Source organism: Rhizobium sp. BK512, from assembly GCF_014194915.1.
In the GTDB taxonomy this organism is placed as follows: Bacteria; Pseudomonadota; Alphaproteobacteria; order Rhizobiales; family Rhizobiaceae; genus Rhizobium.
Genome location: NZ_JACIAS010000003.1, coordinates 265,878 through 287,155 on the forward strand (window position 1 = coordinate 265,878; position 21,278 = coordinate 287,155).

Annotated in this window: 14 protein-coding genes; 5 read left to right on the forward strand and 9 right to left on the reverse strand. The window is 60.1% G+C overall.

Annotated features, from left to right (window positions below; genetic code table 11):
* Positions 1–6 precede the first annotated feature (6 nt).
* Complete coding sequence (locus tag FHX06_RS12170; RefSeq protein WP_183879445.1) at positions 7–840, reverse strand: formate/nitrite transporter family protein; 834 nt, start codon at positions 838–840, stop codon at positions 7–9.
* 519 nt (positions 841–1,359) lie between these two features.
* On the opposite strand from FHX06_RS12170, the gene FHX06_RS12175 reads away from it, so the two are divergent.
* Together FHX06_RS12175 and FHX06_RS12180 are read left to right on the forward strand one after the other, a co-directional pair.
* The gene (locus tag FHX06_RS12175) at positions 1,360–1,833 is read left to right on the forward strand and encodes a DUF992 domain-containing protein (RefSeq protein ID WP_183879447.1); all 474 of its coding nucleotides are present in this window, start codon (positions 1,360–1,362) and stop codon (positions 1,831–1,833) included.
* 193 nt (positions 1,834–2,026) lie between these two features.
* Positions 2,027–2,332, forward strand: coding sequence for a hypothetical protein (locus FHX06_RS12180; protein ID WP_112541373.1), 306 nt, complete (start codon positions 2,027–2,029; stop codon positions 2,330–2,332).
* A gap of 47 nt (positions 2,333–2,379) precedes the next feature.
* Here the strand turns inward: FHX06_RS12180 and cueR are convergent, their stop codons facing one another.
* From cueR to FHX06_RS12205, 5 genes are all read right to left on the reverse strand, one after another.
* Positions 2,380–2,772 (reverse strand): Cu(I)-responsive transcriptional regulator, encoded by a 393-nt coding sequence (gene cueR, locus FHX06_RS12185; protein WP_112541353.1) that lies wholly within the window; start codon positions 2,770–2,772, stop codon positions 2,380–2,382.
* A gap of 11 nt (positions 2,773–2,783) precedes the next feature.
* The gene (locus FHX06_RS12190; protein WP_183879449.1) at positions 2,784–5,330 is read right to left on the reverse strand and encodes a heavy metal translocating P-type ATPase; all 2,547 of its coding nucleotides are present in this window, start codon (positions 5,328–5,330) and stop codon (positions 2,784–2,786) included.
* Between the two features lie 107 nt (positions 5,331–5,437).
* Positions 5,438–8,047, reverse strand: a complete 2,610-nt coding sequence (treY, locus tag FHX06_RS12195) for a malto-oligosyltrehalose synthase (RefSeq protein WP_183879451.1) — start codon at positions 8,045–8,047, stop codon at positions 5,438–5,440.
* A gap of 62 nt (positions 8,048–8,109) precedes the next feature.
* Positions 8,110–10,191, reverse strand: coding sequence for a penicillin-binding protein 1C (gene pbpC / locus FHX06_RS12200; protein ID WP_183879453.1), 2,082 nt, complete (start codon positions 10,189–10,191; stop codon positions 8,110–8,112).
* Positions 10,188–15,668 carry an alpha-2-macroglobulin family protein gene (locus tag FHX06_RS12205; protein WP_183879455.1) on the reverse strand — a complete coding sequence of 1,827 codons (5,481 nt, stop codon included), beginning with the start codon at positions 15,666–15,668 and terminating at the stop codon, positions 10,188–10,190. Before FHX06_RS12205 ends, pbpC begins: the two co-directional genes overlap by 4 nt.
* 203 nt (positions 15,669–15,871) lie before the next feature.
* Between FHX06_RS12205 and msrA the strand changes: the two genes are divergently transcribed.
* The 3 genes from msrA (at position 15,872) to FHX06_RS12220 (ending at position 18,287) form a co-directional block, all read left to right on the forward strand.
* Positions 15,872–16,582 carry a peptide-methionine (S)-S-oxide reductase MsrA gene (gene msrA / locus FHX06_RS12210; RefSeq protein WP_112541358.1) on the forward strand — a complete coding sequence of 237 codons (711 nt, stop codon included), beginning with the start codon at positions 15,872–15,874 and terminating at the stop codon, positions 16,580–16,582.
* Positions 16,583–16,807: 225 nt separating this feature from the next.
* Positions 16,808–17,248, forward strand: coding sequence for a response regulator (locus tag FHX06_RS12215; protein ID WP_183879457.1), 441 nt, complete (start codon positions 16,808–16,810; stop codon positions 17,246–17,248).
* A 208-nt stretch (positions 17,249–17,456) separates the two neighbouring features.
* A complete protein-coding gene (locus tag FHX06_RS12220) occupies positions 17,457–18,287 on the forward strand; it encodes a Wzz/FepE/Etk N-terminal domain-containing protein (RefSeq protein ID WP_113209513.1) in 831 nt (276 codons plus the stop codon).
* Positions 18,288–18,310: 23 nt separating this feature from the next.
* Here the strand turns inward: FHX06_RS12220 and FHX06_RS12225 are convergent, their stop codons facing one another.
* From FHX06_RS12225 to FHX06_RS12235, 3 genes are read right to left on the reverse strand one after another with little or no spacing between them, the layout of a single operon-like run.
* On the reverse strand, positions 18,311–19,105 hold the full coding sequence (locus FHX06_RS12225) for a glycosyltransferase family 2 protein (protein WP_113147225.1): 795 nt from the start codon (positions 19,103–19,105) through the stop codon (positions 18,311–18,313).
* A 53-nt stretch (positions 19,106–19,158) separates the two neighbouring features.
* Positions 19,159–20,331, reverse strand: a complete 1,173-nt coding sequence (locus FHX06_RS12230; RefSeq protein WP_113212136.1) for a glycosyltransferase family 4 protein — start codon at positions 20,329–20,331, stop codon at positions 19,159–19,161.
* On the reverse strand, positions 20,328–21,278 hold the full coding sequence (locus tag FHX06_RS12235) for an NAD-dependent epimerase/dehydratase family protein (RefSeq protein ID WP_113212135.1): 951 nt from the start codon (positions 21,276–21,278) through the stop codon (positions 20,328–20,330). Before FHX06_RS12235 ends, FHX06_RS12230 begins: the two co-directional genes overlap by 4 nt.

Genomic DNA, 21,278 nt, shown 5'->3' on the forward strand with positions numbered 1-21,278 from the left:
CAGCCTTCACTTTTTGCTACGGTCAGTGGAAGTCCTTGCCCGAACGCGAACCGGGGCCGGGATGAAGGAGACGTGACCTGTGCCATGGACCTGTAGCCAGTAGCCAAGGGCCATGAAAACGCCGCCGCCGATAAGGTTGCCGAGCGTGACCCAGACGAGATTGTGAATGGCGGCAGCAAGTGTGATGTTTGCGGGATGGTCGCCCATGAGCGCCATTGAGAAAGTGAACATGTTGGCGACGCTGTGTTCGTAGCCGGCGGCCACGAAAATCGTGATCGGCCAGAAGATCAGCATGATCTTGGCAGCAGCGTTTTCCGTACGCCCCGCCATCCAGATGGCAAGGCAAACAAGCCAGTTGCAGAGAATGCCGCGTGAGAGAAGCTCTAGCGATCCGGCTGACATCTTGGCCGAGACAGTCGAAAAGAACGCCTGGCTCCCGTCGCCCAGAAGCACGCCGCCGCCAGCGAGATGAAAGAGACCCGCAAGCACCACGGCGCCGATCAGGTTGCCGATCCAGGCACCTATCCAAACCAGCAGCAAATCCGAGATGCGGCTGCGCCGCGTCAGCACCGCGAGCGGCATGTACATGGCCGTTCCGGTAAAGAGCTCGCTGCCGGCAAAGACGACAATAGTCAGGGCGGAGGAAAAGACGATGCCCATCACGAGATGCGCCCAGGCGGGATCGGCATGCGCGCCGGCGGTGAACATGATGATATCGCCGAAACCGATATAGGCGCCGGCCATGGCCGCCCCGATCAGAAAGGCAGGAAAGTGGTTGCGGACTTCTTCGGCTTTCTCTTCGCCCGACTGGGCAAAGTGATCAATCGAATCCTGATACATGACGGCACCTCGCGTCTTGATGATCGAACCGGCTTCGTTCCCGGATGGTCGAAAGGTTAGTCGCGCATGCGGCGTTGCTGAATCATACCTACGTCTAGGCTGCTTCCGGCCAAGCCCGGACTTGCGTTTTCGTTCTTACATGCTGCTTCAATCGCGATGGCAATCGCGCAATGCAAAAAAAGAGGCCGCCTCCGGTTTGCGGAAGGCGGCCATTTGCGGATCCTCGGGCAATCCGTGGCTTCAGGCGGAGGGGAGGGACACCGGGAAGCCGTAACCGAGATTTTATCGCCTGTGGGGGAGGAGGCTTCAGGCGATGAAAGGAAGATACGCCGATACCGGAGGCTGCGGAACTAAACTTACGTATTGGCCCGCCTAGACCAGCGGGCAATTTTCCCCCGTCCGGCGACGCACTTAGTTTTGCGCTCGATCGGCGCGCTGTCGTCGACGGCATCGGCGGTAGCAGCTCCCATTCAAACTGCGCCGCAGATGACGAAGCTCAAACCTCGGACAGGACCTATCATGAAAATCACGCTTCTTTCCCTCCTGGCAGCCGGAATGCTGGCCGCCCCTGTCGTTGCAAACGCCGCCGAGGCCGATGTCGGCAAGCTGGATTGCGACGTTTCCAAGGGCATCGGCGTCATCGTCGGCTCCAAGCAGGATCTCGACTGCACTTTTACGCCAACCGCTTCCGATGACTCCAGCCAGCATTATGTGGGCACGATCACCGATTTCGGTCTCGATGTAGGCACCGTCGAAAAGGGCCGGATGGTCTGGCTCGTCTTCAATGCGACGCGCGAACCCGTGGCCGGCCTGCAGGGCAATTATGCCGGTGTCACGGCCGATGCCAGTGTGGGTGTCGGCGGCGGCGCCAACGTGCTGGTCGGTGGAACGAGCAAGACTGTATCGCTGCAGCCCGTTTCGCTTCAAGGCGATGTCGGGGTCAATCTGGCGGTCGGCGTCACGGCCCTGAAACTGCAGCTCGCGGCTGAATAGGCTGCCGGGCCGGCCTGGTGGAGTAATCCCGCCCAGCCGGCCCCCAAGCTTTCCCGGGTAAGAAGTACAAAGCGAAAAATAGCACTTATCCACGATTGCACAGCTGATCAATTGTCGACACATCATGTCGGCGGTTGTTTATGACAATTCCATGACAGACTATGTGCCCGCTGATTTGTACGGGACATGGAATATGAAAGAGAAGAAGCGGGTCTACGAGGCTCTCGTGGACGGCGCCATGGAAGGCCTAGTGGGTGATGCGCTCTATGATTTTGTCCGCAGGCGCTGCCCGAAGGCCTCCAGCAAGAAGATCGTTCGCGCCTCATTGCTGGCGCTGACCGATCCCCATCTGAAGGATCGCAATATCCTCGACGTCATCTATGCGCTGGCGATCAAGCACCGGCTGGATGACACCACCATCGAAGATGAGCAGGACGAGGAAGCCGAGGAGCAAGACCGGCGCCCCACGGCTGGCAAGGACCAGCCGCCGCTTTCCTGACACCGCGAAGACGAGAAATCCTAGCGGACCTAGGGCGCACCGCGCCGTCAGGCGGCGCTATCGGAGAGTTCTTCGAGGATCGGACAGTCCGGACGGTCATTGCCGTGGCAGGCATGAACGAGATGCTCAAGCGTGCGTCGCAATTCTGTCAGCTCGCGGATCTTCCGGTCGATTTCCGAAAGCTTCGCCTCGGCAATTCCCTTGACGTCAGAGCTCGCGCGGCCCTTATCCTCATAGAGCGCCAGAAGCTGGCGGCATTCTTCCACCGAGAAGCCGAGGCCGCGCGAACGCTGCAGGAAGCGCAGCTTGTGTACATCCGAGACATCGTAGTCGCGGTAGCCGTTTCCGCCCCGGTCGGGGCGGATCAGGCCGATATCCTCGTAATAGCGGATGGTCTTGGAAGGCAGGCCGGAGCGTTCCGAGGCTTCGCCAATATTCATCGATTGTCTCCTTACAGTTTTTCCACCCTCAGCCTCAGTGCATTGCCGATGACGGAGACCGAGGACAGGCTCATGGCGGCGGCGGCGATCATCGGCGAGAGCAGCAGGCCGAAAATCGGATAGAGAACGCCAGCCGCCACAGGAATGCCGAGCGCGTTATAGCCGAAGGCAAAGCCGAGGTTCTGGCGGATGTTGCGCATTGTCGCCTCAGCCAGCCGCCTTGCGCGGACGATCCCGTTGAGATCCCCCTTCACCAAGGTAATGCCTGCGCTTTCCATCGCAACATCGGCACCGGTGCCCATGGCGATCCCCACATCGGCGGCTGCCAGCGCCGGCGCGTCATTGACCCCGTCTCCGGCCATGGCAATGACGGCGCCCCTTGCTCTCAGTTCATCGACCAGCGCTTTCTTGTCCTCGGGCAGAACGTCGGCGCGAACCTCGTCGATCCCAAGGCTTTTCGCCACTGCAAGGGCAGTACGCCTGTTGTCGCCGGTCGCCATGATGATCTTCAGGCCACTGTCATGCAGCGCCTTGATTGCGGCTGCGGTCGTCGGTTTGATGCGGTCGGCGACTGCGACGAGGCCGGCCAAAGCACCGTCGAGGGTGACGAACATGACAGTCTTGCCTTCGCCGCGCAGCGCTTCGGTCTGGTTCGAAAGCGCTGCCGGATCGATGCCGAGATCAGCGAGCATGGCGGCATTGCCAAGTGCGACTGACCTGCCACCCACCGTACCGTGCACGCCCTTTCCGGTCTTCGCCTCGAAGCCTGTGACATCGTTGAAAGTGAGACCGCGTTCCTCCGCGCCTGAAACAATTGCCTCGGCGAGCGGATGTTCGGAGCCACGCTCGAGGCTTGCTGCGAGCGCCAACAGATGATCTTGCTCGACACCTTCTGATACAACGACATCGGTCAGCTTAGGCTTGCCCTCGGTCAACGTGCCTGTCTTGTCGACGATCAACGTATCGACCTTGGAAAACCTCTCCAGCGCTTCGGCATCCTTGATCAGGACGCCTTCCTGCGCACCGCGTCCAGTGGCGATCATGATCGACATCGGTGTTGCGAGCCCAAGTGCGCAGGGGCAGGCGATGATCAGGACGGCAACGGCGGCGAGCAGCGCATTGGCCAGCCGCGGCTCCGGCCCGACAAAGGACCAGACGAGGAAGGCTGCGATCGCGGCGGCCGCGACCGCCGGCACGAAGATCGCCGAAACGCGGTCCACGGCGCCCTGGATCGGGGCGCGCGAACGCTGCGCCTTCGCCACCATGTCGACGATGCGCGACAATGTCGTGTCGGCACCGACCTTTTCGGCCGTCATGATCAATGCGCCGTTCTTGTTCATCGTGCCGCCGGTTAGTGCGTCGCCCTTGGTCTTTTCGACCGGTAGCGGTTCGCCCGTGATCATCGATTCATCGACGGTTGATTGCCCCTCGGTGACGGAGCCATCGACCGGAACGCGTTCGCCGGGACGTACGCGCAGCCGGTCGCCGGTCCTGATCTCATCGACAGGCACGTCGCTCTCGCTGCCATCGGCATCGATACGGCGCGCGGTTTTCGGCGCAAGATCGAGCAGGGCGCGGATCGCTGAGCCGGTGCGTTCTCGCGCCTTCAACTCCAGCACCTGGCCGACGAAGACGAGGGCCACGATGACCGCGGCCGCCTCGAAATAAACCGGGATGGAGCCGCCGTGACCGCTAAAACTGTGCGGGAAGAGCCCCGGCACCAATGTCGCCACGACGCTGTAGAGGTAGGCCGTGCCAACACCGAGGCCGATCAGCGTCCACATATTGGGGCTGCGGTTGACGATCGACGCCCATGCCCTGCGGAAGAATGGAAGGGCTGCCCAGAGGACAACGGGTGTTGCCAGCAGCAGTTCGATATAGCTCGCCAGCGGCTCGCCAAGCGCTTCACGCGGCCACGAGAGGCCAAGCATCGGCCCCATGGCAAGGATCAGGAGAGGAACTGAAAGGACAGCACTGACCCATAGACGCCTGATAAAATCCAAGAGTTCCGGATTCGGACCTTCGTCTTCAGGCGGAATGCCCATCGGCTCCAGCGCCATGCCACATTTCGGGCAGTCGCCAGGATGGTCACTGACGACCTCGGGGTGCATCGGGCAGGTATAGAGCGTACCCTTCGGCATGGCGGCTGCCGCAGGCTTTTTGCCATGGTGATAGGTTTCGGGATCGGCCTCGAACTTCGCCTTGCAGCCGGCCGAGCAGAAATAGAACTTCTCGCCCTCATGCTTCAGGAAGTGTTTCGCGGTCGAACGGTCTACTGTCATGCCGCAGACCGGGTCCCTGGCGGTCAGATAATCCTGCGGTGCCGCCTCGAATTTCTTGCGGCAGCCATCACTGCAGAAGTGATAGGTGTGACCTTTGTAATCGAGCGAAGGTTTCCCGGCTTTCGGATCGACCGTCATGCCGCAGACGGCATCGCGCACCACCACGTCTTCAGCCTTTTCATCGTGGCCGCAACTGCATTGCGCACCGTCGGCGTGATGGTCGTGACCATGCCCAAGATGATCGTGGTCGTGATGATGATCGTGCTTGCTGTCCATAAAGCTGTACCTTTCGTGCCTGTGTGGCATCCGGACAGCCTTATGAACCTTCCAGCAACTGGAAGGTCAATCTTTTTTTCGCCCGCTCAGATTTTTCAAGATTGCCGTCAGGCGGGAACGATCAATGCTGCCGGCTGGTCCCCGAGAAGCGCGGCAAGCGAGATCGTCGTCCCTGGCTCCAGCATCTTGCCGGTCAGGAGATCAGCCTTGAGGCCGTGGAGGGGCGAGGGCACAAGAATGGCCGTATCCTCCCAGAATTCGGGTCCGGCAAAGAGCACGCCGGGATCAAGCCAGCCGAACATCAGCCGCGGGACGACAGTGATGGCGAAATTCTCGTGATGTAGGCGGGCAAAGGCGACGACATGATCGCTCCTGATACCATTGACTGTAAGAGGCAGGTAATCGCCTTCCGTGAAAAGCCGGGCGCGTTCCATCCGAAGCCCCAGGCCGATCTGGATGATGCGCTGTTTCAATGCCGCGGCCTGCAGCCGCGCGAGCGCACCGCCCTCGGCAAGCCAGCCGCCCAATCTCTCGAAATCCGGCAGGCGCCTGTTATCGGGATCGACGAAACTGAAGTCGAAGCCTTCCGCTCCCTGATAGATATCCGGGATACCCGGCGCCGTCAGCTTGATCAGCGTCTGCGACAGGCTGTTCATATAGCCGGCTTCGATGAAGGGTTGCAGAACGCGAGCGAAATCCTCGGTGAAGACATCGTTGTCGGGTGAGAGGAGCCCGGCTGCATAGGTATGGACCGCCTCCTCATACTCTTTGTTCGGCGCAGTCCAGTCGGTGCGCAGCTTGGCTTCGCGAATGGCCTTTTCCGCAAAGGCGGTGAACCGTTCGCGCAGCGCATCGGCATGATGGCGGTCGAAATCCTCGGGCCAGGCGCCGGCAAGTGCCTGATAGAGCATCCACTCCAGATTGGGTTCGGGCGCTTCGCCATCCGGCAGTGCAATGCAATGGCTTTCGTTCAGCCTGCGCCAATGTTCGACAGCGTTGGCAAAGACGCCGGCGCCTTCGCTCACAGCATAAAGCCGCGCCCGAGCATCCTCGCCGCGCTTTGTGTCATGCGTCGATGTCGCCGAAAGCCCTGCGGGCTGGGAGCGAGCGCGCTCGTGCATGAGTTGGTGAAACGCCTCGACACCGCCAGGCATATGATCCGGTTCGCCGCCAACCTCGTTCACCGCCAGCAGCCGGTTGTAGCGATAGAAAAGCGTATCCTCCATTGCCTTTGCCATGACGGGGCCGGAGAGCTGCTGGAACCGGAGACGGAATTCGCGGGCCGCCTCGTTGTCGACCGCGCCTCTAAGGATGGCTGCGACGCTTTGCAGCGGCTGCGCATAGTCCAGATGCCCGGCGGCCGCCATCTCGGCTTTTTTCAGGAGATCCGCATCCCTAGCATCGAGTGGTCCATTAGCCCCATAGGTGCGGTAGACGGAAAAGGCGATCAGAAGCGCGCGGATCGCCCCGGTTAATTCATCCCCAGACAGTTCGGGGAAGAGGCCGGCTGCAATGCGCGCAAGTCGGGCCGTCTCGCCGGCGAAATTCTGCTCGACCATCAGCCGCTTTGCTGTTTGCCGCCCGATTTCAAAATCGCCATGGCCATCCGCCAGGCGGCGATAGGCTTCGTCCAGCCTCTGTAAACCATTGCCGTCGACGAAAAGCCCGCTCAAGGCGGCGATGAACTCGTAGCCGGTGGTTCCCTGCACTGGCCAGTCTGCGGGCAATTCCTCACCCGGGCCCAGGATCTTTTCGACGACGATATAGGTGTCCACGCCGACTGCTTCCCGCAGGCGGTCGAGATAGGCTGTCGGTTCCGCCAGCCCGTCGATATGGTCGATGCGCAGGCCCTGCACCTGGCCCTGACGCACGAGATCGAGAACCAGCCGGTGGGTCTCTTCGAAGACATTCATGTCCTCCACCCGCAGGCCGACCAGTCCGGTCACCTCAAAAAACCGCCGATAACTCAGGTGCTCCGAAGCCTCCTGCCAGCGCTGAAGGCGCCAGTGCTGTATTCCGTGCAGCCGCGTCATGAAGGCATGGTCTTTAGAAAGCTCTCCGAGCTTTCCGCTCAGGTTGGTGAGATTGCCGGCTTCGAAGATCATATCGCGCAGGCTGCGATGAAGGTCATTGCCATCGACCGAGACCGTCAGTTCCGCCATCCGGGCGAGATCGGGATCATCCAGTTCTGCAGCGAGCAGCGGATAACTTTCCATGCTGAGGGGAAAGCAGGTGCCATAATAGCTGATCGCCAGATTGCCATAGGTCTCATCGACGGTGATCGCCAGTTCGCCCGCAGCGACGCTCTCATCGAAGCCATTGCCGAGTTGGGGCAAGGTCAGCCGCTCGCCCCAGTCTATGTCGAAATAGCCAGCAAACGGGCTATGCTTGCCGAATTCCAGGACGCTCCGCCACCAGGCATTCTCAAGGGAGGCGGCCATATGGTTCGGCACGATGTCGAGGATCAGACCAATGCCTGCCTCTGACAGCGTCTCAGTCAGGCGATCGAAGCCCGCCCTTCCGCCTAGGTCCGGATCGATTTCGTTGGCGTCGGTCACATCGTAGCCATGCGTCGATCCGCTGGTGGCCGTGAAGACCGGCGAGGCATAGAGGTGGCTGATGCCGAGCGACTTCAGATACGGGACAAGCCCGCAGGCGCGATCAAAGGTCATGCCGTTGCGGAACTGGACCCGGTAGGTCGCGGAGGGAAGCGTCATGGGGTCGTTTTTGCCGTTTGGAGGGGACATCTTCCAACGGTTGCGAAGCGTTTTTGTTCCGCTTAGTCCACAAAGACACCGACGCTGGCCGCCCGGCCCATCGAATCGATCACCGTCAGCTTGGAATAACCACCGCCGTCAGGCATCCAGCTCTGCGTGCGCCGGCGCGAAAGATCGGGCAGCGGCTTGCCGTTGGCAAGCCAGCGGAAAGGCGCCCGGCCGCCCTGCAGCTTTAGCATCAGCGGCGTAAGATCGCCCGCCTTCGCCCCAAGATCGACATGGGCGCCTTCGGGTGGATAGACGATCTGCGGTGAGGGCTCGCGGCCGGACGTGACCAGCAGCCCGTTGGCATTGACGGCAAAACGCCGCTGGCTGATCGGCAGATCGGTCTGGGCAATGCGCAAGGCGCCTGCCGGCGGGCGCGGCAGCGGTGTCGTGGCGATACCGGATTTAGCCAAAGCTTCGAAGAGGATGGGTGCGGCCGTACCATAACCCGTCAAACCGGGTACGGCGCTGTTATCGGGCCGTCCAACCCAGACGCCGAGCACGTAGCGCCCGTCGTAACCGACCGACCAGGCATCGCGATAGCCGTAGCTCGTGCCCGTCTTGTAGGCGATGCCGCGCTGGGGTGCGCCTGCCGGCGGTATGACTCCCGAAAGTATGTCGGCGACATTCCAGACAGCAACCGGCTCCAGCAGCGGCTCGCCGTCGATCTTGCCCGGCGCGTTCGTCACGCCGTCTCCGATCCTGACCGGCTGGCCGCGATTGGCAAGCGCCGTATAGAGCTGCACGAGATCCTTCAGCGTGATGCCGAGGCCGCCGAGGCCGATCGCCAGACCGGGCGTCTCGTTCGGCGGCAAGACCGGACGAACGTCGGCGCGCCGGAAACGTACCATGAGGCGAGACGGACCGACCGCATCGAGCAGCTTGACGGCCGGCACGTTGAGGGAGAGCTGCAGGGCCTCGCGCACGGTCACATCGCCCTGGTAGCTCATGTCGAAATTGCGCGGCCGGTAGCCGAAGAAGTCGGCCGGCCGATCCTCGATGATGGTTTCCTGGCTCACCAGCCCCTGCTCGAACGCAAGGCCATAGATAAAGGGTTTGAGCGTCGAGCCGGGTGATCTGTTGACGCGCGTCATGTCGATCCAGCCGGAGCGGCTTGCGTCGAAATAATCGGCCGACCCCACCTCTCCGACGATCTCACCGGTTTCGGCATCCGCCATCACCATGGCGAGCGACAGCTTCGGCCCAAGCTTCATCGTTGCTGCACGGGCGACGGATTCGAGGCCGGTCTGAACCTGCTTCTTCAGCGTCGTCTGGTGCTGGATCGCTTTCGGATCCTTGCGCAGTGCCGCTTCCGCGACATGGGCAGCAAGCGTCGGAAGCTGCAGCCTGCGGGCAGGAATCGCAACACCCTCGGCGCGCTCGGCCTCGCCATCGCCGACCACTTCGGCCACGGCGATACGGTCGAGCACCCGCTTGCGCGCCGCCTCGGCCGCCTTCAGGTTTCTATCCGGCCGGCGCTTCTCGGGCAGTTGCGGCAACGCGACCAGTAGCGCCGCTTCCGCGACGGTCAGCCGCTTCGGCTCCTTGCCGAAATAGGCAAGGCTTGCAGCGCGCACGCCTTCCAGATTGCCGCCGTAGGGCGCATGGGTGAGATAGAGATCGAGGATCTGTTCTTTCGAAAGCCGCCGCTCGATCTGCACTGCGCGCGCGATTTGCAGGAGCTTTGCCGAGAACGACCGGCTCTCGCGTGGCTCGATCAGCCTTGCCACCTGCATGGAGAGCGTAGAGGCGCCGGAAACGATGCGGCCATTGCTGACGAATTGCAGCGCCGCGCGCCCGAGTGCCCAGACATCGATGCCGGCATGCTCGTAGAAGCGCTGATCTTCATAAGCTACCAGCATGCGGACGAATTGTGGATCGACGTCGGAAACGTCCGTCTTCAGCCGCCAGCGTCCCTCGGCTGTCGCGAAGGCACGCAGCAATTGCCCGTCCGCATCCAGCACTTCGGGCGAGACCGCCTCTGCCTCATTGAGTGGCGGCGGATAGGCGCGGTCGGCGGCTTCGAGCGCAAAAAGGCCTGCACCGGCAATGATGATGCCGGCCGCAGTCCCGATTGCAAACTTTTGCCACCGCCTCATTGTTGAGCCGCAACGACCTCCATCTTGCCGGTCGCCGTGCGGGCGGACATATCGGGACGGTACATGTTCTCGACAGTCGCCGCCGGATGATCGTAGACGCCGGGTGTCACGGCGCGCACGACGTAGGCGACGTTGAAATCACGTGCTGAATTTTCGTCGCGGTTGAAGGCGGCGACGAAACGGTCGTAACGGAATTCCGTATGGGCGGGCGATATCTCGCCGACCCAGTCGAAATTCGTCATCTGGGCGCTGTCGACGAGGCTTGGATTGTCGATCTCGAAGCCGGCCGGCAGGAGATCGGTGATGACGATGCGCGAGGCCCAGTCGTTCTGCTCGGTCACATGCAGGACGACGACATAACGCTCGTTTTGCTGCGCTTCGCTGACATTGGCCTCCTCGCCATCCAGCGTGTAATAGGTCCGCTCGATGGTAAAGCCGGTGCCGCCCGCCGGCAGCGGCTTGACGGGGGCGGCAACCGTGGTGATGACGGCCGAGACCGTGTCACTCGTCGCGCTCGTCAATGTCAGCGGATGGTCGATCAGAGCATCGCCGGTCATTTTCGCCATATAAGCGCCGGTCCGCTCGGCCCCGTTGACGTTGACCTTCAAATCGTCGTCGCCGTTCTGGAGGGCGCGCGCTGCCAGAAGCATCCAGGCCTGTTCCTGGGTGCTCGTATATTTGCTGCGATCCCATTCCCGCGCGACCGCCTTGGCGAGTTCCGGAATGACCGGCGGAACGGGGCGGCTTTCGGCGGCGAGCGCCAGGATCGCCGCGCCATCGCGCAGGACAGAGCCATAATCGGTGCGCGAGAAGTTCACGCGGGTCACCATCGACTGTTTCGACATCTGCAGCGCATCGACGAAGATATTCTTCGAGCGCGTTGCATCGCCGTAGAGCGCCAGCGCCGCAGCGATATGGGCCTTGGCAAGCGGCGTCGGGAAGTCGTTGATCATTGTGTCGGCATAGTAGCGAAGGTCGCTGACGGCGGCCTTCTTGTTGCGCGCGAGCACATAGAGAGCATAGGCGATCTCATCGCCCTTACCTTTCACGTCGGTCGTGTAGGAGAGCGAGTTCTGCAGGTTTTCGAGCGCCTGCACCAGGGCGCGATCCGGAACGTCATATTTCTGTTCGCGGGCCCGCGTCAGGAAGTCCGTGACGTAGGAATCAAGCCAGAGATCGCCGGAATCCGGCCCCCACAGGCCGAAACTTCCAGCATAGGCCTGATATGAAAGCACGCGGTAGATCGCATCCTGCACCCGCTTGTGGATGTCGTCATCGGTTTGCTCCATGCCCGCCTGCTTGGCGACCTCGGCCAGATAGAGCAGCGGCAGTGCGCGGCTCGTCGTCTGCTCGGCGCAGCCGAAGGGATAGCGGTCGAGCGTCATCAGCAGTGCCGGGATGTCGAAGGCGGCCGAGCGCGTGACGCTGACTGCGATAGAAGCGCCCGGAAGCACGCTGTCAGCCAACAGGTTCTTGTCGATCGTCAGGCTCTTGCCGGGTGCAAGCGCAATGACGCGTCGTTCGGTCACCGGCAGCGAGGATGGCCGCACCGGCACATCCACCACCTGGTCGAGCGACAGGCCCTGATCATTGGACAGGTTGATCGCAACGTGGCCGTCGCCTGGCTCGCCGCCGACCAGTGTCAGCGTCAGGTCGGACTTGGCGCCGGCGCCAAGCTTCAGGGTCTGCTCGGCAGGTCCGTCGATACTAAGCGCCTTGTTGCCGGTCAGCGTCAGCTTGTAATCACCTGCCGGTGCATCGGTATTGGCAATGTCGAGGCGCAGATTGGCCTTGTCCCCTGGTGCCAGGAATTTCGGCAGGCTTGCCGTGACGACGACAGGATCGCGGATGATGACGTCCCTGGCGCTATGGCCGACACCGGTCTTCGTCCAGGCGACTGCCATGACACGCGCCGTGCCGTTGAACTGGGGAATATCGAAACTGACCTTCGCCTTGCCTTCGGCATCGAGCCTGACCGGACCTGAGAAGAAGGCGATGAGCTTCTGCGTCGGCGGACTTGCCTGCAGCGCGATGGCACCGCCATCACCGCCGGTACGCAGCTTGCCGGTCGCGCCCAGCGATCCGTCGATCAGCCGGCCGTAGAGGTCGCGGATCTCGAGGCCGAGCTGGCGCTGGCCAAAATACCAGTCCTCAGGGTTCGGCGGTTCATAGCGCGTCAGATTGAGGATGCCGACATCGACGGCGGCAACCGTGACATAGGCCTCCTCGTTCGCGCCGGCACCTGTCACCTGCAGGCCGATATCGAGCGGTCCGCGCGGCAGCATCTGTTGCGGCGTGTCGATCTTGACCTGCAGCGCGCGATCGGCCGGATCGACCTTCAGCCATTTGATGCCGATCGAGCGCGCCGGCATATGCGTGTCGAGGGAATCGCCCGGGCGGAAGAGGGTGGCGGTCACATAGGCGCCGGCCCCCCAGTCTGCGGTAACGGGAATATCGACCTCGCCACCGGTTTCGCTCATCGTGGCGTTCTCAACGGCAATAAGCTTTTCCGTGCCGGCCGTGATCATAAGCTCGCCGCCATAACGCGACGTGACTTTCAGCTTGGCCGTCTCGCCGACCTTATAACTGTCCTTGTCGAGAGCGATCTCGAGGCCATCGGGCGTTTCCGTCGATGTCGAGGCGACGAACCAGCCGGCATCGAACTCGACGCTGGAGGTCGGGCCGTCAGCGTTCGGACTTTCCACCTCGAGCCGGTAGCGACCCCAGTTGACAGGTGCCTGGATCTTGCCGCCATTGGCAGCCGTTGCATCCACCGAGCCCGAGGCGACCTCTTCGGGCGTATAGGTGGGTTCGTATTTCCAGGCTGTGCCTTCGCGGTACCACTGGTAATCGCGCCTAAGCTTGTAGAATTTCCAGCGCAGCCCTTTCATTTCCTGCTTCTGGCCCTGTGTATCAAGGCCGATCACAGTGAAATTCGCCAGCGCATTCTCCGGCAGGTCGCCATCGAATTCCGGCTTGATGCCGATCGCTGCCTGATCCGTCTTGACCGGAATCTCGAGCGAACGCTCGATGGCCCGCCCACCCGGCTCCTGCATGCGCAGGTAGACGGTGGCATTGAGGAGCTGCGTCGTGGCCGGCAGCTCGCCAATCGTCAGATCCGTCGAGGCCTCGCCATTCTCGTCGAGCTCCGGCAGGCCGTCGATCGTCTGGCGCGAATCCTCGCTCGCTTCCTCGTCGGCAAGGCCGAACTGGTAGCCGGGATAGGCAGCATTCTCGCGCGTCGGCTTGACGACAACGTCACCTTCGATGGTCAGGCCGGCGGCTGGTGCGCCGTATAGATATTTGCCGGACATCGTGATCGTGGCTGCCGTATCCGTTCCGATCTCCCTGGAATCGGTCTTGATCTCCAGGTCAGTGCGATCGGGCACGAAATCGTCGACCAAGAAGGTCTTCGTGGCGATCGGCGAGCCCTTCGGATCCGTATGGACGTTCATCGTCCAGGTGCCGCGCATGGCGTTTTCCTGCGTTTGCAGGTCGACCACATAGCCGCCGAGATTGCTCGTCTGGCTGACGATGCGCCGGTCTTCCACGCCATCCGGCCGCGAGAAGATGAAGGTGAGCGGCAGGTTCTCGATCGCGTTGCCGTCCGTATCGCGAGCAAGGGCGGCCGCATGCACTGTCTCGCCGGCGCGGTAGATGCCGCGCTCGGTAAAGGGCAACACGTCGATGGCGCCGGGTGAGGTACGGCCGGTGACGCCACGGTCGGAAAGATCGAAACCCGCGCGTGTCATGTCGAGGAAGACATAATCGGACGTGCCGTTCTTGGCGCTGATGACGGCGGGCGTGAGTGCGGCAGTGCCGCGGATCAGACCGGCCGCGAAGGTGGCGCGGCCGTCCTGATCGGTCGTAGCGGTGCCGAGCACTTCATTGTTCTTGGCGAGCAGCTGCAATTCGACGCCGGCCATCGGCTTGGCGGAGGCGAGCGAGCGGGCAAAGACGTTCAGCCCGTCGGTGCCGGCATAGGTGGTAATGCCGATATCGGAAACGAGGAACCATTGCGTGGCCTGCGAATCCCAGTCCTGAACCGGACCGGTCGGCGGGGTCGCGACCATCACATAGATGCCGGGCTTGCGCTCCGGCAGCGCCTCATCGACCGGGAAGGAGGTGACGACGTCCTTGTTGAGTTCGTTGGCGATCTCGATCGATCCCTGCCAGACGAGCTCGCCGCTCTGGTCGGCAATATTCTGGGCGCTGTAACCGTCGAGCTGTGTCAGGAATTGCGAGGCAGTCAGGAGCGGTGCGATGCCGCGATCACCGATGCGGTAGAGCTTCAGGTTGGCAGAGGCCATATTGACGGAGACGATCGGGATGCCGCGGCGCGCCGTCGACGGCAGCACGAAGCTGTCACCGGTAAAGCGCACCATCTGGCTGCGATCCTTGATATAGACGTCGATTGTCACAGGCGCCTCAAGAACCTCGTCGACGGAGGAGGGCAGGCCGGTGCGGAAGCCGATCTTGTAGGTCTCGCCATGGGTCAGGCCCTCGACGCAGATCTGCTTGTCCTTGGCCTCCAGCGCCTTGGGTGCCTCGCCGTTCAGCGTCACGAAAGGCGTATAGTCGACAGTCTTGACCAGCGCTTCGGAGAAGGTGACGCAGGCGCGCGGCGTGGCGCTGTCGGCATCGACGGTATGTTCGGTGATCCGGAAGCCCTGTGTCTGCTTGAGCTGCAGGTAGTCTGCCTGCACGTCCCTGGCGCTGGCGAGCGCAAGGCTCGCCTTGTAGCTATTCAACGCATCGCGGTAATTGGCGTTCTTTTCCAGCGCCTTGGCAAGCACGGCCAATGCATCCGCACGCTTGCCGGTGGTGCGCGTCAGCTGATAGCCGTTCAGCGCATCTATCACCGCCTGACCGAAGATGCCGCTGTCCGGCGCGCCGAGCGAGGTCGCCGCGCGGGCCGTCTCGATCCAGAGATCACCGTCGTCGGGGGTGATCGACAAGGCACCATGGAAGGCCTTCAGCGCATCGGAGAGATTGCCGCCGGTGAGATCCAGGCGGGCGCCCGCCGTCAGGCTGTCGACGCCCTGGCCCTGTTGATCGTCGGCGAGCGCAAGATCGTTGCGAAAATTGCGCGCTTGCTGGACAAGGTCATTGGAAAGGAAGGGCAGGCGAGGGGCTGCACCAATGTCCGGTTCCTGCGGCGCGGCCGCAGCGACCGTCTCCACGATCCGGCCGGCAATCGCGCCGGGAGCCGCGTTCATCGTCTTGAAGTCGGATTTCAGGAAGCACCACTTCACCTTTGGATTATAGGTGAAGGCCTTGCAGCTCTTGTCGCCGACACAGGCGGCCTTGCACTGATCGAGCGACAGGTTCTGTTCCGTGCGCAGGTCAAAGCCGAAATAATCCGCGTCCTTGACGGTAACGATGTCGCGCTTGGCGTCGGCTGCAGAAGCCGACAGGCCCGCAAAAATCATAGATACAACGATGACGGAAAAAGCGAAGAACGAGCGCACAGACATTGGTTCCCCCCGGATGCTGGCTCTGAGCCGGGCGGCACTGTCCCCACTCCCCAGGGAATTGTCAACTCACCTTCCGGCCTGTTCAGGTTTCGCACATTGGCTTTCGTGCAATCGTCACATCGGCGTGAGTGAACAGCTTGTGATTTGCGGCTTTTTCGTCGATCGGCAAGGATTTCTCCGGTTTGTTCCCGGAGGTAGCCCCCATGTCCATTTCCACATCAGGCAAGGTTCTTGCCGCGCTTTTCGCAACGGCAGCCCTTGCGCTCGGCCTCGGTTCCGTCGCCACCCAGGCGGCGGAAGATGCCGTCGTCATTCCAGCGCCTGCCGTCGACGAGGCGGGCAAGTCCGGCACTGAAACGGCCGTCTTCGCCGGCGGCTGCTTCTGGGGCGTCCAGGGCGTTTTCCAGCACGTGAAGGGCGTCAAAAGCGCCGTGTCCGGCTATGCCGGCGGCGAAGCCGCAACCGCCCAGTACGAAACGGTCAGCACCGGTACGACGGGCCACGCCGAATCCGTCAAAGTAACCTTCGATCCGAAGGAGGTGAGCTACGGCAAGCTCCTGCAGGTCTTCTTTTCGGTCGCGCACAACCCGACGCAGCTCAATTTCCAGGGACCGGACCAGGGCACCCAATACCGCTCGGCGCTGTTCATCTCCGACCCGCAACAGCGCAAGGTCGCCGAAGCCTATATCGCCCAGCTCGAAAAGGCGCATGTCTTCAAACAGCCGATCGTCACCAGGATCACCGACTATACCGGTTTCTATCCGGCCGAGCAGTATCACCAGGATTTCCTGACGCTGAACCCGACCTACCCCTATATCGTCTATAACGACCTACCGAAGATCGAAAACCTGAAGCAGATCTTCCCGGCTGATTACAGCCAGGACCCGGTTCTGGTGCTGAAGGCCAAGGGTTGAGAGGTCCCTCAAACCGAAATTTCAAAAGGCGGCTAAAGTCGCCGCCTTTACTATAACTTCTCGGCATTTTAAGAATTTATCAATATTAACAAAAGTTTAATTGAGAAATACTGCGTTTCATGCCGGAACATATCGTCGCATCGCCCGTTTAAGCTGCGAGCCTCGTGGAAGCAATCTGCCTTTCACGAAGCGGAGTCTCCTCGGTAAAGCGTAAAGGGGATCTGTATGGCCACGAATGTCATGCGTAGCTGGCAACGGGAACATCTCATGGAACAGCGAGTGCTGATTGTCGAAGACGAACTGCTGATAGCCCTCGATCTCGAAACGACGATCGAGGACATGGGCGTGCATGTCGCGGGCTTGGCATCGGATCGCGAAGGAGCTCTCAGGCTCGCACCGCTCGCCGATATCGCCTTTGTCGACGTCAACCTCTCGGATGGCGCAACCGGCCCTGACATCGGCCGGCAGCTCGCGGAAGACCACGGCATTTCCGTCGTCTTCATGACCGCCAATCCCGAAGCCGTTGTAGATGGTGTGCACGGCGCGCTCGGTGTCGTGCAAAAACCCGTCATGCCGACAGTGGTGGAACAGCTTCTTAGATATGTCGCTGCCCGCCGTGCGGGCATGCTGGCAGTGGTGCCGCAGCAGATGATGGTGTTTGCATGATCCGATCTGGCCAATGGCGAGCAACGCTAGGAATTTTATAGGCTGCCTTAAATTTTGTTGTGCGATGTTGAGAACAAGCGCTACCGGCGCGCGACCAGATGTTTTGAACATTGACTTAAGCGCGAGGATACGCTTGAAGCGGATCATGCGTTCCGAACGAGTTGTACTCCGTTCGGGTTCTGGTTTGTGAACGTTATCGGGAGCCATCATGTACGAGAAGCGGTTTGATGAAGAAATAAATCTCTTCGTTTTGGCTTCCTTCCTCAAGAGAAATGCTCTCGTGATTGGTGCATTCACGATCATCGGCCTCATAGGGGCAACTGTTTTTACAGGCAAAGCACCAGCGGTTTACGAGGCATCGGCTCAACTTGTTCTTGCGAAGGTCAGCAGGCCTGGGCCCGACGGAGCCATAGTGACAGTTCCAATCGAACCGCGGGATCGCTTCTTGTTCCGGATGCGTTCACCAGCTGCTTTCGACTTGAAGCTCGCCTCCAGCTGTTTTGAGGGAGGTACTGCGACACGCGAGCAATTGGCACGAAGCGTGAGGATTACAGCTCCGACAACGCCCGATGATGTGATATCGGTATCTTTCAGTGCACCCACGTCGGAATTTGCGGAGCGCTGTGTGACGGCGGTTGTGCAGCAAATCCAAGAGCAGCAATCGTCCTTGGCCTCGCAGAGCAACGACAGCATCAAGGCGGAAATTGCTGCCAGCGAAAATCAACTTGCAGACAATTTGAAATTGATAGAGTCATCGCAAGGTTCGGACTGGGAGAAGGCGATCTATCTGGCTACGCGGGATGATTCCAATTTTCTTCGCGAGAAAATTATGAATCTGAATTCGCGGCTGCAATTGAACCAGCCTGCGACGCTTTTATCCCCAATTTACGCTTCGCACTCCCCGGTATCTGCAAACAGCTTGAAGCAAATTCTCGTCGGTTTGATCGGCGGCTTTGCTCTCGGCGTCATCGCCGCAATTATCAGAACCCTGTATATTTCACGGCGTGGACGCGACCGGGACATTCTAAATCAAAAATAATCGGGTGGGCCTACTTAAACAAGTTACTCCGCCTTGGACTCCGGCGGAGTATTGAACTTTCCACGAGCGAACTGCAGCCCTCGTGAAAGAAATTTCCTGCCCATAAACCGAAACAAATCTGCCTTCAGACCGTGGCTGCGAAGCGCACGAAGTATTTCTTTGTTCTGGTTGATCACATTTGTGACGCTGCGGTTGGTCGTACCTCCCATGCGCATCATGACCATAACGCCCGGGACGTATTTTACGCGGATTCGATGGCGCTCCAGGAATCGCATCATCAACTCGACATCGGCGGCGATCCGATACTCCAGATCGAATGAACCAAATCGCTCATAGACATCGCGACGGACGAAGAAAGTCGGATGGGGAGGAGCCCAGCCTCTTTCGAATGCGGTAGGGACAAAGGGCGACGATCGCCAGTGGCGAACGACAGTTTGAGGATCGTTTTGCTTCACATAACAAAGATCCCCGTAACACGCTTCGAGATTTGGGTCTTCTTTGAACGTTTTGGCTACCTTAGCCAAGGTCCCGGGTAGGTAGAAATCGTCCCCGTTGATGAAGCCGATGATCTCGCCCGTCGCCAGCGCGATGCCCTTATTCATTGCATCGTAAATGCCAGTATCCTTTTCGGAGATCAGTTTGCTGATAATCTCCTTGCGCTCTTTAATCCTGTCAAGCGTGCGGTCCTTCGAGAGACCGTCTATAACGATATATTCCAGGTTGGAGTAATCCTGGGCGGCAACAGATTGAAGGGTATCTGCGATCGTCGCTTCATTGTTGAAGACGACGGTAATGACGGAAATCTTCGGCTCACTCATTAGTGTTCTCTGGTGGTCGACCGAACACGACACGTACCCCGGTCGTCGCTCTGTTATTGCACTTGATTGCGAGCATAGCGAACAAGCGAGGTGAAGTCAGAAACGAAGCGCAGAACCCGTTCGTTGGACATGGCCTGAGCCATGTCCCCGCTGATTGCGATCGTTGAAGCCGTACGTGGGCGAACAGAAGCCAAGGCATCTGCGAGTGAATGTGCATCGTACCGGTTGAAATAGGTTGCTGCTTCGCCAGCCTGCTCTCTATTCACATCGAGATCCGATAGGATCAAAGGCACGCCCCACGATAGAGCCTCTTCGACTGTGGTGCTCCATCCCTCGAACAGCGATGGATTTAGCAGTCCCATACTCGCGGTGCCGAGTGGTGCAAGGTCGCGATAGGGGATCAGTCCGAGCAGACGGAAATTCTGGTCAAGACCAGCTTCCGTGATCGCTGCCTTCACACTCGGAAAATATGTCGGATCGCGTGGATCGGATTGATTCCCACTCGCCGCGATCGTCAGCTCGAGGCCCCGTTCGCGCAGGATTTCCAGCGCCTCAAGCACGAGGAGGTGGTTCTTGTGCTTCCAGAATTGATTGGGCAGGAAGACGTAGTGCTCGGGTAGCCGGTACTTGTCTGCTACGGCTCGCGCTTCGCTGTATTCAATCTTGCCCTTCGGCGGCACGGCAAAGCGAACGACATGGGTGCGCCCTCGAGCTGCCGGATAGAATTGTTCGCAAGACCGTCTCGAATCTTCGCTACTCAGCATGATCGAGCGACGAGCTGCAATCTGAAGCCGAAATCCAATGTCGCGTTTCCAGTAGCCAAACCTGCTGAAGAGATGGTCCAGGTAGCGATGTTGGAAATCCGGAAACCACGCAATGGCAGGTAAGCCGAGCCTGAAGCCAAAAAATTGCGCCACTTCAAAAACGACATCGATCTGGTGTTTATTAAACACCGCGCGGATGCTTCTGTCCGCGCCGGTTGCAACACTAAGCCATAACGACCGAAAGCTTCGGGATCTGTTGAACAGTGGATGGCGTACAACCCTTACGCCATCCAGGCTCGCAAATGGCGCTACCTCGCCTTCCTCAACATCGGTTCCGAAGAAAACGATGGGACAAATCTCGTCTTTCCGATAACGGGCTAAAAGCGTGACGAGGTTCAGCAAATAATTGTAGCCGCCGGTCCAATCGCGACCGCTGATCATGGTGAAGCCGATATTGATCATCTTGCCGTGCCAGCTTCCGACCGAAACCAGCTAATATACGCGGAAAGCCCGTCCTTTAGATCGCTGCGCAATTCAAAGCCAAGGGATTTGAGCTGTGTCGAATCCGCGACCAGGCTTTGGGGGTCGCCCTTCCTCGCCTCACCGGAAAAAGTGATATTGGGGCGCGAGGACGCCTTCTCGAACCATACCTCCACAACCATTTCGACAATAGAGCGAACGTTTGTGCCAGTGCCGGTGCCGACATTGACGACCCGGAGAGACGAGTCCGCTTGCGCTTCAATCAACGATAGCGCGCGCACGACGTCCGCGACTTCGATCCAGTCTCTAAGTTCGGCGCCCCCGCCCCCAAGATTGAGGCGATCCGGATTTCTCTCAAGCTGTGAGCACACATCCCACAGCAATTGCTTTCGCAGACCTTGTCCGTAAACCGAAAACAGACGGGCAATCGCGATCTTCAGTCCATAAGTATCGCAATAGGACTGACATAGAGATTCCATTATGCTTTTGTGATGACCATAGGGAGAAAACGGATTTTTGATCGTCGTTTCCGCGATCGGGCCTTCGTGGTTGGCGCCATAAACAGCGGCGCTTGAAATAGCCACCAGTCGGCAGTCCGGTGCTTCCAGCCGTAGCCACTCAAGAAGTTCCGCTGTCGAATTGACGGTGCGGTGAAAATCTTCGCGGGGATTTGCAATCGCGACGCCGACCGACGAACCGCCCCCAAGATGATACACGATGTCCGGAGTGCCGGCCTGTCGTTGGATCAGTCGAAGATTGGGGCCATCAATTTCACCATTCTGCCACAGTGTCAGTCCCCACCGTTCCGCGTGCAAAGGAGGCCAGATACCATGGCCAAGACCAAGCACGACATGCCCGTTTTCCGAGAGATGCCGCGCCAGATATCTCCCGATAAAGCCGTGGGCGCCGGTGATGAGTATTCGAGCCAT